The organism is Nodularia harveyana UHCC-0300, from assembly GCF_034931085.1.
In the GTDB taxonomy this organism is placed as follows: domain Bacteria; phylum Cyanobacteriota; class Cyanobacteriia; order Cyanobacteriales; family Nostocaceae; genus Nodularia; species Nodularia harveyana.
In genome coordinates this window covers 159,974-173,715 of the sequence record NZ_JAYGHG010000001.1, presented here as the reverse complement: position 1 = coordinate 173,715, position 13,742 = coordinate 159,974, and the positions used below count along the sequence as shown (strand labels likewise).

Genomic DNA, 13,742 nt, shown 5'->3' with positions numbered 1-13,742 from the left:
GAATTTTATTAATGTAGATGACAAGGTTAGTGTACCCATTTGGTGGTGTAATTTTGGTAAATGTTTTCGGTGCGTTACGCTGTGGTCAATTTATCAGGTTAGTGTACCCATTTGGTGGTGTAATTTTGGTAAATGTTTTCGGTGCGTTACGCTTTTGTCAATTTATCCGGTTTTTTAATTAAATGTTTTTGGTGCGTTACGCTGTCGCTAACACACCCTACTACTGATTGGGTTTTTTGTGGGTTTCATTCCAACTTTTTAAACAAATCAGCTAAGACCACATTAGAAAACAAAAAGCCTTGGGGATCAGATAAACGCAACCTTCCCCCAACCACTTCCACCCAACCCTTTGCTAAATAAGGTTGTAAACATTGGTGAATTTCTTTTAACTTTTCTTCCCCAAACTTCTGGGACAACATCTCCACACTCACACCCTCAGCTAAACGCAAGCCCAACATTAAAGTTTCTAATAATACCTCTTCTGGTGGTGTGACTTCGCAATCAATTACAGCCCCAGCTTTCACCCACTGGTAATACTCCTGAGTTTTGCGCGGACGAGTAAAGCGTTTCCCCTCGATATAACTGGCCGCACCCATCCCAAAAGCATAATAAGGGCGGTTTTCCCAATACACGCGATTATGCTGACATTGATGACCAGGAAGAGCATAATTAGAAATTTCGTAATGTTCATAACTCCCACTGGTCAAAACTTGCTGCGCCATTTTGTACATTTTCACCGTGGTTTCATCGGTGGGTAATGGCTTGTCTCCTGGTTTGTAGTAACGACCGAAAGCTGTACCGACTTCTATGGTAAGGTCATAGATGGAGATGTGAGTAGGCATCAGGCTGACTGCTTGTTTTAAAGAATCTTGCCATTGTTCCAAAGACTGATGCGGCAAACCTGAGATCAGGTCTAAGCTAAATTCGGCTATTCCTACTTGGTGAATTAAGTCCACAGATGTGAGAATATCTTCAACAGTATGCGATCGCCCCGCAAGCTGCAATAATTCCCCTTGAAACGCCTGTACACCCAAACTAACCCGATTCACGCCCACGCTACAATAGCCCGATATATGTGCTAAATCAAAGGTTCCTGGGTCTACCTCCATAGAAATCTCTGCACCAGCAGCGACACCAAAACGTTTTTCTACCGTTGCTAATATCCGTTGTAATTGTTCTATAGATAGTAAAGAAGGAGTACCACCACCAAAAAAAATCGTTTTCAGAGGTTCACCAGTGACCGCCATCATAGCAATTTCTTCACAGAGTACCTCAACATATTGAGAAATTGTACCAGATGTTTCACCCCGCGCGCGATCGCCCACCACAGAAACTGGAAAATCACAATAAAAACACCGCCGGCGACAAAAAGGAATGTGTATATAAGCAGAACTAGCAATTCCAAAACTATTAACTTGGTGATTCATTATGAGCCAGAATTTCAGAACTCAACTAAAGATTAAAAACAGCTAAAATAAGTAATTTTTTCCAAATTTTTAACGTTTGATCACAAAATCATGAAAAATATTAAGAGAAATCACTTTAGTTATAATATTTGCAGATATTCCCTGCTGCAACGCCTAGTGTAAGTCAATATTGATCAATCTCTCTTACCGATGAAAAATACTTGACTTTATAGGGTCACATAATCGCAGGAAAACTACAAAACTATGCTTGATGCCATTATCATTATCTCATTCATCCTCGCTGCTGCGGGAATAGGGTTCTATAGCATTGAACTACTACCCGGTGGTTCCCTAGATGGGGTGACCAACTTAGAAGCTTTACGCTTAGTTGTGGCTGTATTTGCCTCTATTATCGGCGGCGCAGTCGGCTTGACTTTCCAAACGTCCTATCGGCGCTTAGAGTCACAAGTCCGAGAAATGCCCCTAGAAATGATTTTGACTCGTGCCATTGGCTTGGTAATTGGGTTATTGTTAGCTAACTTAATGCTAGCCCCCTTATTTTTACTGCCTATTCCGCCGGATTTTGGCTTTATTAAGCCACTGGTGGCAGTTGTCGGCAGTATTATATTGTCTGTGACGGGGATGAATTTAGCAGATACCCACGGGCGGGGTTTATTACGATTTATTAATCCCAACAACGTAGAGACAATGGTGGTAGAAGGGATGCTAAAACCTGCTCATACTAAAGTTTTAGACACCAGTTGCATTATTGACGGTCGCATTGAATCCCTACTAGAAACCGGATTTCTAGAAGGACAAATTTTAGTCCCACAGTTTGTCTTGCAGGAATTGCAACAAGTCGCCGATGCGAGTAAAGACCAAAAGCGGGTCAGGGGAAGGCGGGGTTTAGAGATTCTCAACCGTATTAAGCAAGATTACCCAGACCGGATTTTAATTAACCCCGTTGACTACGAAGATACAGCCACAGTGGATGCCAAATTAGTCCGCTTTGCCCAGGAAATTAACGGGACACTACTGACGAATGATTATAACTTGTCTAAAGTCGCCAGTGTGCAGAAAGTCCCTGTTTTAAACGTTAATGACTTAGTGAATGCTGTGCGTTCTACTTACTTGCCTGGTGATAATCTTGACCTGAAAATTCTCAAGGAAGGCAAAGAACCCAGTCAAGGGGTAGGCTACCTCGATGATGGAACAATGGTTGTGGTGGAAGAAGGTAGTAATTATGTCGGTGGCGAGGTGCGGGTAGTGGTGACAAGTGCTTTGCAAACCACCGCCGGACGGATGATTTTTGCTAAACCCCAAGCTTCAGCATTGGCGTGAAAGTAAATGTCAGTGAAAAATCGAGTTAAAATTTGCGATCGGTGTAGTCAATCTGCACCGATTTTGTTTAGGGTGAAGTGGGAACAAGCAGGTAACTGGATTTTTGTTTGTCGTCAATGTTGGGCGGGTGTGAGTGAAAATAACCCGTTTTATATGTATGGCGGGACTTGGAAGGCTAGGAAAAAATAGCATTGTAAACGCTGGCTATACAAACAAAGTCCGCTTGCGCGGACTAACCAAAATCAAGGTTTTCAATCTGCATTTATTGCAACACTGTCTTGGATACCATGCGAGTTTTTTTCAGGTCGGCTTCCGAAAGTTCTTCCCCGGCTTGCAGACGAGTGGCGGAGGTTTGTAAGACTGTGGCTGCGGCTTGATCCCCGATTTGGAGGGCGGTGTTAGCAGCAGTTTGTAACATTGTAGCCGCACCGGTGCGATCGCCCTGTTGCAGTTTTGTTTCTGCTAACTGAGTTTGTCGATATTTAGCTAAGGTCAATGTAGACTGCTGCACTAAGGAATTAGGTGCTGGTTGATAATCTCTGACGATATCTGCATATACTGGAACCATTGGCGAAACTAAGTTCTGTTGATTCCCAGAGGGATCATCGTAGCGAATTTGCAAATGTCCGATGACCTGTTTACCTTCTGGTAATTGTCCCAGATAAATATTAGCCAAAACCACCCGTTCCATATCTTGCATCAAATCACCCAGGCGCACGGCAAAGCCGCCATGAGTTTCTGGTTGTATTGGTAACTCAATGGTGTCTGGGGAAACTTGGGCTATGGGTTTAAATTCTGCTAGACGGACATCAGGAACTAGAGATAGTAGCAAGTAGGCATTGGTGAGCCTCACAGACTGAACCCGCCGCAATAAATGCTGAAACTGATCTACTGCTTGTTCTGGACTTTCTATGTAGGCTAAAGTACCGCCACCGGCATCGGCAATTTTTTCTAATAGATCCTGATTCCAATCATTACCAAAACCCAGAGTGTTGATAGTGAGGTTGATTTTAGTGGCTTTATTTGCGAGTTTTAGGCAGCGCTGATTGTCATTTTTGCCAATTTGCAATTTCCAAATCCGCACACCATTTTCTCCATGACCATCTGTGAGCAGAAATGCTTGGGAAACGGCTCCTTTTGTGCCTTTCATCATTTCTGTGATTCCCAGTTCTAAGCCTTTGGCGATGGATGTGCCGCCGCTAGCTTTGAGTTTCTTGTGAATCTGGGCTTTAATCGCTTCCACGTCTTGGACTGTTTGGTGAGGAATAATTATTTGAGCAGACCCAGCAAAGGCTACAACCGAAATATGATCACCTGGTTGTAGCCTGTCTAATAATTGCTCTACTGCCTGAATTACTGTGGCGATGGGTTTACCGTGCATGGAACCACTCTTATCTAGAATTAAGCAGAGGTTGAGTGGTAAATGCTGGTGCAATTCATCAGGAACCGCCGAAATTGAAATAGATAGTTGACGTTGGTTGCTTTCTTGAGCCGCGTCAACATTATGATCATTTAAGGCACAGAGCAATTGAACTTTCATTGGGGAGGAGTATCTTGCAACACGGTTTTGGAGACAATTCTGGTTTTCTTGCGATCGCTCTCAGATAAGTCGCCACCGGATTGGAGTTGAGTGGCGTTGGTTTGTAACACTGTGGCTGCGCCTTGATCCCCCATTTGCAGAGCAGTTTTAGCCGCAGTTTGCAGCATTGTCGCTGCACCGGCGCGATCGCCCTGTTGTAATTTTGCCTCAGCTAGCTGGGTTTGTCTGTATTTAGCTAACGCCAAAATAGATTTCTGTACGCGAGCATCGATCTGTGGTTGGTAAGCAGCAGTGACATTGGCATAGACTGGAATATTCTCAGTCAATAAACCCATTTGATTTTGCGCCGGGTCATCGTAGCGGACTTGGACATTAGCGATCGCCTGTTTACCTTCTGGCAACTGTCCCAGATAAATATTAGCCAAAATTACCCGCTCTGCATCTTTCATTAAATCACCCAAGCGCACTGTAAAGCGTCCGTCTGCTTCTTGTTGCATAGGTATCTCAATGGTTTCTGGGGCAACTTGGGCAATGGGTTTGAGTTCCGCTAGCCGGATATAAGGTTTCAGGGAAATCAGCAAATAAGCATTAGTTAATCCCACCGTTTGCACCCGACTAAACAGGCGGTTAAACTCATCGGCGGCTTGTTCCGGTTTTTGGATGTGGGACAAACTACCTAAGCCAGCATCAGCAATTTTTTCTAAAATATCCTGATTCCATTTGTCACCAAATCCTAACGTGTTCAAAGTCAAATTATAGCCAGTTGCCAATTCAGCAAACTTCAAACAGCGTTGATTATCACCGTGTTCATTTTCGCCATCAGTTAATAAAAAGGCTTGAGAAACAGTTTCTTTTTTACCCTTGGCTAATTCCTCAATTCCCAAACGCAAACCTTCATCAATGGCTGTTCCACCCCCAGCAGAGAGGCTGTTAATTTGTTTTTTAATCTGTTCTGGATGAGCCATAGTTTGATTAGGGACTAAAACTGTAGCTCGGTGGTCAAAAGCCACAACACTCAGGCGATCGCCAGCCTTGAGTTGATCCACTAAACCAATAGCCGCACGCTTCACAGTTTCTAAAGGTTGTCCATGCATCGAACCACTGTGATCCAGAATTAGACATAGATTCAGGGGAATATTGCGGTCGGCAATTTCTGCGATCGCCGAAACGGATATTGATAACTGACGTTGACTGCTTGGTTGATGCGCGTCCAAATTAGCATCATTCAAAATAGGTTGTAAATTGACCTTCATAACCCAAAATTCCTAGTTAGCATATCTATATAAATAACTTCAAACCGCCACATCAGCACTACGGAAAAATTAGCAATGGGGAGTGTGGGGAGTGTGGGAGGTGTGGGGAGTGTGGGGAGTGTGGGAAGTGTGGGGAGTGTGGGGAGTGTGGGAGGTGTGGGGAGTGTGGGAGGTATGGGGAGTATTTTAGATCACAGTCTAATCCAAAATCTAAAATCTAAAATCTAAAATTGATTGACCAATAACTAATTAGCGAGAAATCCACACTTGATGTAGGTTAGCATCGCGTTAGGATGTATTACAGTTAACGGCATAGTTTCAGGCGATCAGTTGCTATGGACAATTCCCCAATCAAGGCTGTACAAGCCCCTTATCAAGGTGATAGTTTTTACCGGACACCGCCGCCAGATTTACCGTCCTTATTAATGAAGGAACGAATCGTCTATCTGGGAATGCCATTAGTGCCGGCAGTTACGGAATTAATTATCGCCGAATTGCTTTATTTACAGTCCGACGACCCCGAAAAGCCGATAAAAATCTATATCAACTCCACCGGTACTTCCGGCTACAGTGGCGAACCAGTTGGCTTTGAAACCGAAGCCTTCGCCATCTATGACACCATGAAATACATCAAGCCTCCCATCCACACCATCTGTATTGGTTCGGCAATGGGTATGTCTGCGATGTTACTCAGTGCTGGTACAAAAGGTTGTCGCGCGAGTTTGCCCCACTCTTCTATTATCCTGCACCAACCTAAGAGCTTCGCTCAAGGTCAAGCAACGGATATTCAAATTCGGGCTAGGGAAGTGCTAATTAACAAGACCTCTTTAGTAGATATTCTGGGTCAAACCACAGGACAGACCGCAGAAAAAATTACCAAAGATATGGATCGTTTGTTATACATGACTCCCTATGAAGCGAAGGAATACGGTTTGATTGACCGAGTGTTTGAAAAAGAAGAACTCGCCAATCCCCCATTACCTGCCAGTGTTCTCTAAGAACTGTGGATAGTCATTATGCTTGGGGAAATTCACCCATAACTAATGACTCATGACTAAATTACAAACGGAGTAACGAAGATGCCTATAGGTGTTCCTAAAGTGCCTTACCGGATGCCCGGAGGACAATATACAGATTGGATTAGTATTTATGATCGTCTTTCCCGCGAACGGATTATTTTCTTGGGACGAGACGTTGATGATGAAATTGCTAACCAAATTATCGCTGTCATGCTGTATCTGGATTCGGATGATCCAGGTAAGGATATTTATTTATACATAAATTCCCCCGGTGGTATGGTGACATCCGGCATGGCGATTTTTGACACCATGCAACACATCAAATCAGATGTGGTGACAATTTGTGTAGGTTTAGCGGCTTCAATGGGATCATTCCTGCTAGCAGCCGGCACCAAGGGTAAACGCATGGCTTTACCTCATTCTCGGATTATGATTCACCAGCCCTCTGGTGGGACTCGTGGACAAGCCAGCGATATCGAAATTGAAGCCAGAGAAATTCTGCGGATTCGTCATCAGCTTAATGGTATTTATGCTGAGAAGACTGGTCAGGATATAACGAAGATTGAGAAAGACATGGATCGTGACTTTTTTATGTCTGCTGCTGAAGCTAAGGAATACGGTTTGATTGACCGTGTAATTGAAGAACGTCCTTGACATACTCCCCACCCCAGAAGGGACAGGGATTCTAGGATACTGGCGGAAAATGCGGACTCAAGCCCGTCTAACTTTTCCTCTCCTACTGGAAAATGCCCTCACCAGTTGGATTATTCCAAACTACCAGAGTTGGTTTGGTAAAATTATGGGAATCAGGGGTAAAGAATTGCAAATTTATTCCTTCCCCATTTCTGAAACAAACTTTTAACACTCCCCCGATTAGGAAAATCAACTTAGCTAAATTTTCCTGGTTGGGGTTTTTTTTGTTCAAATTTTGAGGCAATTTTTGGGCAAATAGCGATGATCGCCAAGAACCTTATCCGAGTCTTAACCCAATCCCAAACTCCCCAAACTCCCCAAACTTCCCAGCTATATCCTCCATTAGATAGATCAGTAAATTGCTCATCTCGCCTCGTTAGTCAGAGGTTATCAAATCCAGGATTTTCTATGATCAATTTATAAACAGTAACAATATTTGTGAAAATTTTTACTTTTGTGTGAAGCGAGAAGAAAAAATCTTACTTGTTAGACAAATATCAGGAGAGGATACCATGCTATTTAAAAATCGCACAACAGGAGGTCAAAGGTTAGCCGAGGAATTAGCAAACTATGCTCATCGCTCAGATGTAATTGTCTTAGGTCTGCCCAGGGGTGGTGTACCGGTGGCTTTTGAAGTTGCTCAAGCATTAAAAGCTCCCTTAGATGTGCTGGTGGTGCGAAAACTAGGTGTACCGGATCAAAAAGAACTAGCAATGGGCGCGATCGCATCTGGTGACGTGCGGATTATTAATCAACATATTGTCAACTCATTGCATATCTCCAAGAAAACAATTATCAAAGTAGCGGCGCAAGAAGAACGAGAATTACAACGTCGGGAACATCTTTATCGAGGCGATCGCCCATTTCCTGATTTACACAAACGCACCGTCATCTTAGTCGATGATGGTTTAGCCACAGGTGCAACCATGTGGGCGGCTATAGCTGCCGTCAAAGGACAACACCCAGCCCAGATTGTCGTTGCTGTCCCTGTAGCTGCTAGCAGCACTTGCCAAAAGTTGCAAAGTGTGGCCGATCAAATCGTCTGTCCTGCCACACCCGACCCCTTTTGTAGCGTTGGTCTATGGTACGAAAACTTTCCCCAAACCACAGATGATCAAGTCCGTGAACTACTTTTTCCATCTCAAACCAGCCAAAACACTAAATTAAACTCCCCAGCTTTGGGGGTGAATACTTGATGGACTATCCCAATAATCAACTTTGTGAATATTCACTTTCAGTAACACCAGATTGGGTTCCTCTAGTCCTTGAGGTAACCAAGTCTGAAGTTCTGGCTGCCATTTTTCTTGCATTTGATCACGATCTTCAATCAGTTCGGCTGTACCTGATATAGAAATATATCGCTGCTGATGAGGTGAAGTAAAACTAATATTTACCTGCTGATTTTGTTTAATGTCATCCACCTTCTGAGTATTAACAGAACTAAAAAACCATATTCCCCCATCAAGGCTAATATCGCCAGTTTTGTGCATCGGACAACTATGCAAGCAGCCATTAGCATCTACCGTGGTTAACATTCCACATTTAATATCTGCACTCAGTTGACGCAGTTCTTGAATTTGTTGTTCGCGGTCTGTAGAAATTATCATTGTTTATTGGTTTATTCACACTTACCACATATCCTACTATTTTCTTAACTGGAGATTGATGCTACTAGAGATAGATTTAATTATGCTTTGAGGTAGATTGTCTATTAATTCATGAATGAAATGTCAAACTGCACATAATCATCAAATCCATTAATTCATCTGCCTTTACTTATTTTATTCAGAACTACTATGAGAACGAAATGACCTTTAGAGATTATTCTGTGAATTTATATGCTTTTCTAAGTTTTCAATTCTTTGACGTTGATGGGTGATTGTTTCTAAAGATTGATTCGCTTCATTCTCTAGTTCTCCCATTCTGGTCTTATGTTTAGCAATTTTCAAATTTCGTTTAACTATACTAGGAATTGACAGGAGTAAACCTATTAAAATTCCCATAGCCAGAGTCCAAATGAGGAGAATTGCTAGTGAAGCCTGAAAATTAATATTGAAAAATGTCAGGCTGATGGGAACGGCATTTTGAAATGCAAACATTACAGCTAATAAGGCGACCAAGACGGCAATCAGGGAAAATATCTGCATTGTTGATGACCTCTAGCTCTATTGAGTAGCTGGAAAATTATTTAACAGGCAATTATCTGAGCTTAATATAAAGACATCAGTATTAAATTGCGAGTACAATGTTATCATAAATCCTTAATCATTGGTAGGTGTTTTTAATATGTCTACGCTATCTCCAGTTTTAAAATACAGTGAGTTGTTAAACCGTTTAGTGCTTGACCGGGACACAGTTGCAGAAGTTGGTCGTGTCTCACGATTTTTACTAGATAGTCAGGCACAAAAAATTGTGGGTTTTATCTGTAAGTCAGGATGGCTGGGTAATCAACAAAAAACCTTCGCCTGGAAAGAAATTGAGGCTATTGGTGCTGATAGCGTGATCGTTAAACATCAGGATGAGCAGACTTCAGGAATCACCGAATCAGTTAACCCGGTGCTGGGAAGTGAGGTATGGACTAATAGTGGTAATAAAGTTGGTAAAATTATTGACTTGCTATTCCATAAAGAAACAGGAGATGTCGTGAATTATATGTTTTCTCCCAATGGTTGGCAGGGATTAATAGAAGGTACATATTTACTTGCACCAATTATGATTTCTAGTGTGGGTGATAAACGCATTATTATCTTAGAAAAAGCTGTAGAAAATCCCCAAAAATATACTGAAGGCTTGGGAGAGAAGCTTAGTCAAGCTACAGAATTTATTCAACAAGACTACGAACAAACTAAACAGAATTTGGAAGCTGCAAAACCAGGATTACAGAAGGCTGTTGATCAGGTAAAATTCAGTGAAAGAATTAGTCAAGCTAGAGAATTTATTCAACAAGATTATGAAAAAACTAAACAGGATTTGGAAGCGGTAAAACCAGGATTAGAGAAAGCTGTTGATCAGGTCAAACTCGGTGATAAAATTAGTCAAGCTAGAGAATTTATTCAACAAGACTATGAAAAAACTAAACAGGATTTAGAAGCGGTAAAACCAGGATTGCAAAAAGCTGTGGAGAAAGTTAAGGGATCTGACAAAATTAAGACCGATCAGGTAGAAGAAAATCCCTCTACCGCCGAGACGAAATTACAAGGAGAACCGCCGAAATCCATCGATAGTGGTAATTGATCAGATTTCTGTATTACCTCTAAGTTCTCGTTTCGCAGCTAGGCGATCGCAATATACAGCCCAGATAAATCCCAACAAACCACTAAGGGAAACGGCGATCGCAGCTGTCCCAGTAGCACTGACTGTCACTAAACCTAATTCGGCTAAAATTTCTACCAGACCCTGACTCGATAGGTCTTCCTGAAAATAAATCTTCCAAATGCTATATACATCAAGATATCAAGAATTGTCATAGACATATCTCAATATATATTTTTATCCGACATATTTAAATTCTATCAATGTCTAAAGGTTACTATCTCTGACTACTGTAATTTCAGAGACATTTGGCTATTAGATAATACGGTTTAATGAAATTATCACAGGCGGCCTTTGATCACATTGTCCAACCAGCATAAAAACCAATTAACTCCAGTGCATGATGAACAATCTAGAAAATTTGGCATAATTTTTTCTAAAAATATGTCTAACTTCTCTATTTAGTACCTCAGAGATATAGAAAAGAGAAAAACTTGAATAGTGATAGTTAACTATATGTATCTCCAATAGATACGCTATTGCTAATTTCCCAATTATTCTGATCCAAACTACTAATAGGAATAAAACTTACAGAAGATACACGGATCAGATTTGATTTGCTTGAATAGCTATATTGATAGGAATAAAATTCACTCTTTTGGATTATGCCTAGTAAAACCATTCATGTTAAGGAATATACTGTCCGGGCGCATAACAGACAGATTCATACTCGTGTGTTCCATTTTGTCTGTAAGCAATGCGACCAAACTACACAACGAGAAACTTTTGGGCCTCGTCCATTATATTGCGAACAATGCCGACCACCACAAGCACCGAAAAAATCCCATCAGTCATCTCCCAAAGCAAAACCTAGAGCCATGACTTACAAAAGTGATATAGATTTAGGATGATTTCTAGCTTAATGAATAATCTATTACCATTAGGAACTCCAGAAGCTTTTGTCTCTCCATTATTAGAATTAAGAGACTACTATACTAGCCTCGTTAAAGAGTATGAAAGCTTATACACACAGGCGCGTGAACAGCTAGATCATGTAGATGCGTTGTTATCTAACTCCTCTAGTTATGCAGATGCTTCCGCCTATCTGACAAAATTTAAGATGCTTCCAGAAGTATCTTCTTCATATCAAGAAGATTCGTTGTTATCCAGACCTGATCAATCTACCGACTCTCTGACTCCAGACTCAGATGATAGGGAAATAGATAATTCACCTGCTACGACTCCAGAGATTGCAGAACCGCCAACATCAGCGACATCTTTAAACAGTCAATATCGATCAAAGAAAGTCTCAGATGTTCCCATGTTACCTGAGTATCAATCTCAAAGTCGCATGACAGCGATCAAGCATTTATTAAAGTCCCATCTTGGTAGTGTTTGTCATATAGATTTTATCGTGCGATCGCTTTATGGAGATTTAGAGCCAACAATTTTTAAAGTTGTCAAAGCTAGAGTTCAATCATCCCTCACACAGGGTCGAGAAAGGGGTGCTTGGTGGGGTATACCTGACGAGCCTGGTTGTTATACTCTAGATTTAAGTTTAGTCACCTCCAACCACACTAAACGTTACTCTCAAAATGGGAAAAACAACAAGAAGAAAACACAGACAATCTCCCAGACAAATTTTATCCCTATGCTGCCAGAATTTGAGGGTAATTTTCTTATAGATGCTCTTTCTGATTTCTTAGAAAAACATTCAGGAACAGTTTTCAGTGTGGCGGAAATCATCACCGGTCTTTATGGAGAACTCGACGATCAGCAAGTGCGAGAAGTGAAAACTAAGGTGCTGAATGAACTATCTAGAGGGTATCGTACTGGGCGATTTTCTAGAGTACCTGACAAAATTGGCTTCTACACTTGGGATTCAAAGTTGATGTTAGCAGTTAGCCGCACAAGATAGATGGGGAAGTGGGGAGAATTAGTTTTTCTTGTTCTTCCTATTCCCTTATATAGCAATTCTTAAGTATTAATATTTTAAAATCAGATATTTTTTAGAGTCAAAACTAATTAAACCTTGTTGTTGAAATTTTCCCATCAATCGTGTGATTGTCACTCTGGTAGTACAGCAAGCACTAGCAATATCTTCATGAGTTAAACGCACAGTTAAGCGAGTTCCTTCTGCGATAGTTTCGCCAATTTGTTGTTTGAAAAGTTGTAATAAATGGTACAGTCTTTCTTCAACCCGACGTTTACCAGCAATCACTAATAAAGCTTCTGTTTGTTGTAAACGTTGATTGATTTTTGGTAATAAAATATGGCTCAATATGGGGTTTAATGTAATCTCTCCTACAGAAATTGAGAATAATTCCACATCTGAGAGGGCTGTGGCTTGATAAATTGGTAACGAAGTCATGTTAGAACCAAAAATCATATTTTGTGTTGCCAATCCGATCAATATTTCTTCGCCAGTTTCACAAAAAGTATTCAGCTTCACTAAACCTTGGCGAACATACCAAACTACTAATGGATTGAGGAGAATACTTTCTCCTTTAGTATGTTTATATATAGGGCGATCTTGAATCAGATCATTGTTATTATTAATTAATTCTGTTTGCTTTTGCTGACGGTCATAAATATTGCGCACCAGCCAACGCAAAGAAATGGCTTTACCTTGTTGATTACGTACTACGGCCACTGTAAAAGCTGCATCAAAAAACTCGCCATTATGTGCTTGCAAACGCACTATTAATTCTCTGACTTTATCAGACTGACTAAGCTGGCTGAGTTCACTGCGAAAGGGTTGTATCTCTTCCAGGCGGACAAAGTTAACTATGGATTGACCTATGAGTAATTGTCTGGAAACTTTGAGTAATTGCGCTGCGGCTAGGTTCGCTTCTTCAATTGTTCCGGCGGTATTAGTGACTAAATAGCCATCTGGTGCTAACTCAAATAAATCTTGGTAGTGTTGGCTTTCAGTTTCTAAATGGTTTTGTGTTTGAATTAGTTGTTCGTTTTGATTATAGAGTTCCTCAGCCGCTAATTGCACCATTTTGGAGGTGCTGTAGAGTTCCTTAAAGGCTTGGGGCAGCATTTCTGGCGGAATCCAAGGTAATACACTAGCTGTTTGGTATAAATCTGCTAAACGGCTGTGTAGTGCTTCTGTGCTTTGAATGAATTGTTCTATATTCACCTGAAATTCCTGCTACTTGCTTGCAGAGGTTTGGCAAAACAATCTACTAGATCAATAGTAGGTCAACTGTACCCATATTCAAAATATCCG

At 41.3% G+C, this 13,742-nt stretch carries 18 protein-coding genes; 12 read left to right on the top strand and 6 right to left on the bottom strand.

The annotated features are described in order from the left end of the window. Positions 1–17: 17 nt before the first annotated feature. Entirely contained in the window at positions 18–182 is a 165-nt protein-coding gene (locus tag VB620_RS00795) for a hypothetical protein (RefSeq protein WP_323194218.1), read from the top strand. A 63-nt stretch (positions 183–245) separates the two neighbouring features. On the opposite strand, the gene hemW is transcribed toward VB620_RS00795, so the two are convergent. After that, the gene (gene hemW / locus VB620_RS00790; protein ID WP_323194217.1) at positions 246–1,427 is read right to left on the bottom strand and encodes a radical SAM family heme chaperone HemW; all 1,182 of its coding nucleotides are present in this window, start codon (positions 1,425–1,427) and stop codon (positions 246–248) included. Positions 1,428–1,670: 243 nt separating this feature from the next. Between hemW and VB620_RS00785 the strand changes: the two genes are divergently transcribed. Next, a complete protein-coding gene (locus tag VB620_RS00785; protein ID WP_323194216.1) occupies positions 1,671–2,747 on the top strand; it encodes a PIN/TRAM domain-containing protein in 1,077 nt (358 codons plus the stop codon). 6 nt (positions 2,748–2,753) lie between these two features. Further along, entirely contained in the window at positions 2,754–2,936 is a 183-nt protein-coding gene (locus VB620_RS00780) for a hypothetical protein (protein WP_323194215.1), read from the top strand. 73 nt (positions 2,937–3,009) lie between these two features. Here the strand turns inward: VB620_RS00780 and VB620_RS00775 are convergent, their stop codons facing one another. Both VB620_RS00775 and VB620_RS00770 read right to left on the bottom strand, forming a co-directional pair. Then, positions 3,010–4,287 (bottom strand): vWA domain-containing protein, encoded by a 1,278-nt coding sequence (locus tag VB620_RS00775; protein ID WP_323194214.1) that lies wholly within the window; start codon positions 4,285–4,287, stop codon positions 3,010–3,012. After that, the gene (locus VB620_RS00770; RefSeq protein ID WP_323194213.1) at positions 4,284–5,540 is read right to left on the bottom strand and encodes a vWA domain-containing protein; all 1,257 of its coding nucleotides are present in this window, start codon (positions 5,538–5,540) and stop codon (positions 4,284–4,286) included. Before VB620_RS00770 ends, VB620_RS00775 begins: the two co-directional genes overlap by 4 nt. A 75-nt stretch (positions 5,541–5,615) precedes the next feature. On the opposite strand from VB620_RS00770, the gene VB620_RS00765 reads away from it, so the two are divergent. The 5 genes from VB620_RS00765 (at position 5,616) to VB620_RS00745 (ending at position 8,448) form a co-directional block, all read left to right on the top strand. Beyond that, positions 5,616–5,768, top strand: coding sequence for a hypothetical protein (locus VB620_RS00765; RefSeq protein WP_323194212.1), 153 nt, complete (start codon positions 5,616–5,618; stop codon positions 5,766–5,768). A 107-nt stretch (positions 5,769–5,875) separates the two neighbouring features. After that, entirely contained in the window at positions 5,876–6,538 is a 663-nt protein-coding gene (locus tag VB620_RS00760; RefSeq protein ID WP_323194211.1) for an ATP-dependent Clp protease proteolytic subunit, read from the top strand. 81 nt (positions 6,539–6,619) lie between these two features. Next, positions 6,620–7,213: an ATP-dependent Clp protease proteolytic subunit gene (locus VB620_RS00755; RefSeq protein WP_323194210.1), complete on the top strand. Its 594-nt coding sequence runs from the start codon at positions 6,620–6,622 to the stop codon at positions 7,211–7,213. A 49-nt stretch (positions 7,214–7,262) separates the two neighbouring features. Beyond that, a complete protein-coding gene (locus tag VB620_RS00750) occupies positions 7,263–7,421 on the top strand; it encodes a hypothetical protein (RefSeq protein ID WP_323194209.1) in 159 nt (52 codons plus the stop codon). Positions 7,422–7,764: 343 nt separating this feature from the next. Beyond that, the gene (locus VB620_RS00745) at positions 7,765–8,448 is read left to right on the top strand and encodes a phosphoribosyltransferase (RefSeq protein WP_323194208.1); all 684 of its coding nucleotides are present in this window, start codon (positions 7,765–7,767) and stop codon (positions 8,446–8,448) included. Here the strand turns inward: VB620_RS00745 and VB620_RS00740 are convergent. Next, complete coding sequence (locus VB620_RS00740; RefSeq protein ID WP_323194207.1) at positions 8,416–8,859, bottom strand: pyridoxamine 5'-phosphate oxidase family protein; 444 nt, start codon at positions 8,857–8,859, stop codon at positions 8,416–8,418. The two genes, VB620_RS00745 and VB620_RS00740, sit on opposite strands and share 33 nt — an antisense overlap. 207 nt (positions 8,860–9,066) lie before the next feature. Then, positions 9,067–9,399: a LapA family protein gene (locus VB620_RS00735; protein WP_323194206.1), complete on the bottom strand. Its 333-nt coding sequence runs from the start codon at positions 9,397–9,399 to the stop codon at positions 9,067–9,069. A gap of 139 nt (positions 9,400–9,538) precedes the next feature. Here VB620_RS00735 and VB620_RS00730 point away from each other — a divergent pair, with 139 nt between their 5' ends. The 4 genes from VB620_RS00730 (at position 9,539) to VB620_RS00715 (ending at position 12,422) form a co-directional block, all read left to right on the top strand. Continuing rightward, positions 9,539–10,486, top strand: coding sequence for a PRC-barrel domain-containing protein (locus VB620_RS00730; RefSeq protein ID WP_323194205.1), 948 nt, complete (start codon positions 9,539–9,541; stop codon positions 10,484–10,486). Continuing rightward, positions 10,476–10,652, top strand: a complete 177-nt coding sequence (locus VB620_RS20825) for a hypothetical protein (RefSeq protein WP_407674170.1) — start codon at positions 10,476–10,478, stop codon at positions 10,650–10,652. The genes VB620_RS00730 and VB620_RS20825 overlap by 11 nt, the downstream gene beginning before the upstream one ends. A gap of 517 nt (positions 10,653–11,169) precedes the next feature. Further along, positions 11,170–11,415 carry a hypothetical protein gene (locus VB620_RS00720; protein WP_323194204.1) on the top strand — a complete coding sequence of 82 codons (246 nt, stop codon included), beginning with the start codon at positions 11,170–11,172 and terminating at the stop codon, positions 11,413–11,415. 11 nt (positions 11,416–11,426) lie between these two features. Next, complete coding sequence (locus tag VB620_RS00715; RefSeq protein WP_323194203.1) at positions 11,427–12,422, top strand: hypothetical protein; 996 nt, start codon at positions 11,427–11,429, stop codon at positions 12,420–12,422. Positions 12,423–12,488: 66 nt separating this feature from the next. Here VB620_RS00715 and VB620_RS00710 read toward each other — a convergent pair whose 3' ends face one another. After that, entirely contained in the window at positions 12,489–13,652 is a 1,164-nt protein-coding gene (locus tag VB620_RS00710; RefSeq protein WP_323194202.1) for a PAS domain-containing protein, read from the bottom strand. Positions 13,653–13,742 lie beyond the last annotated feature (90 nt).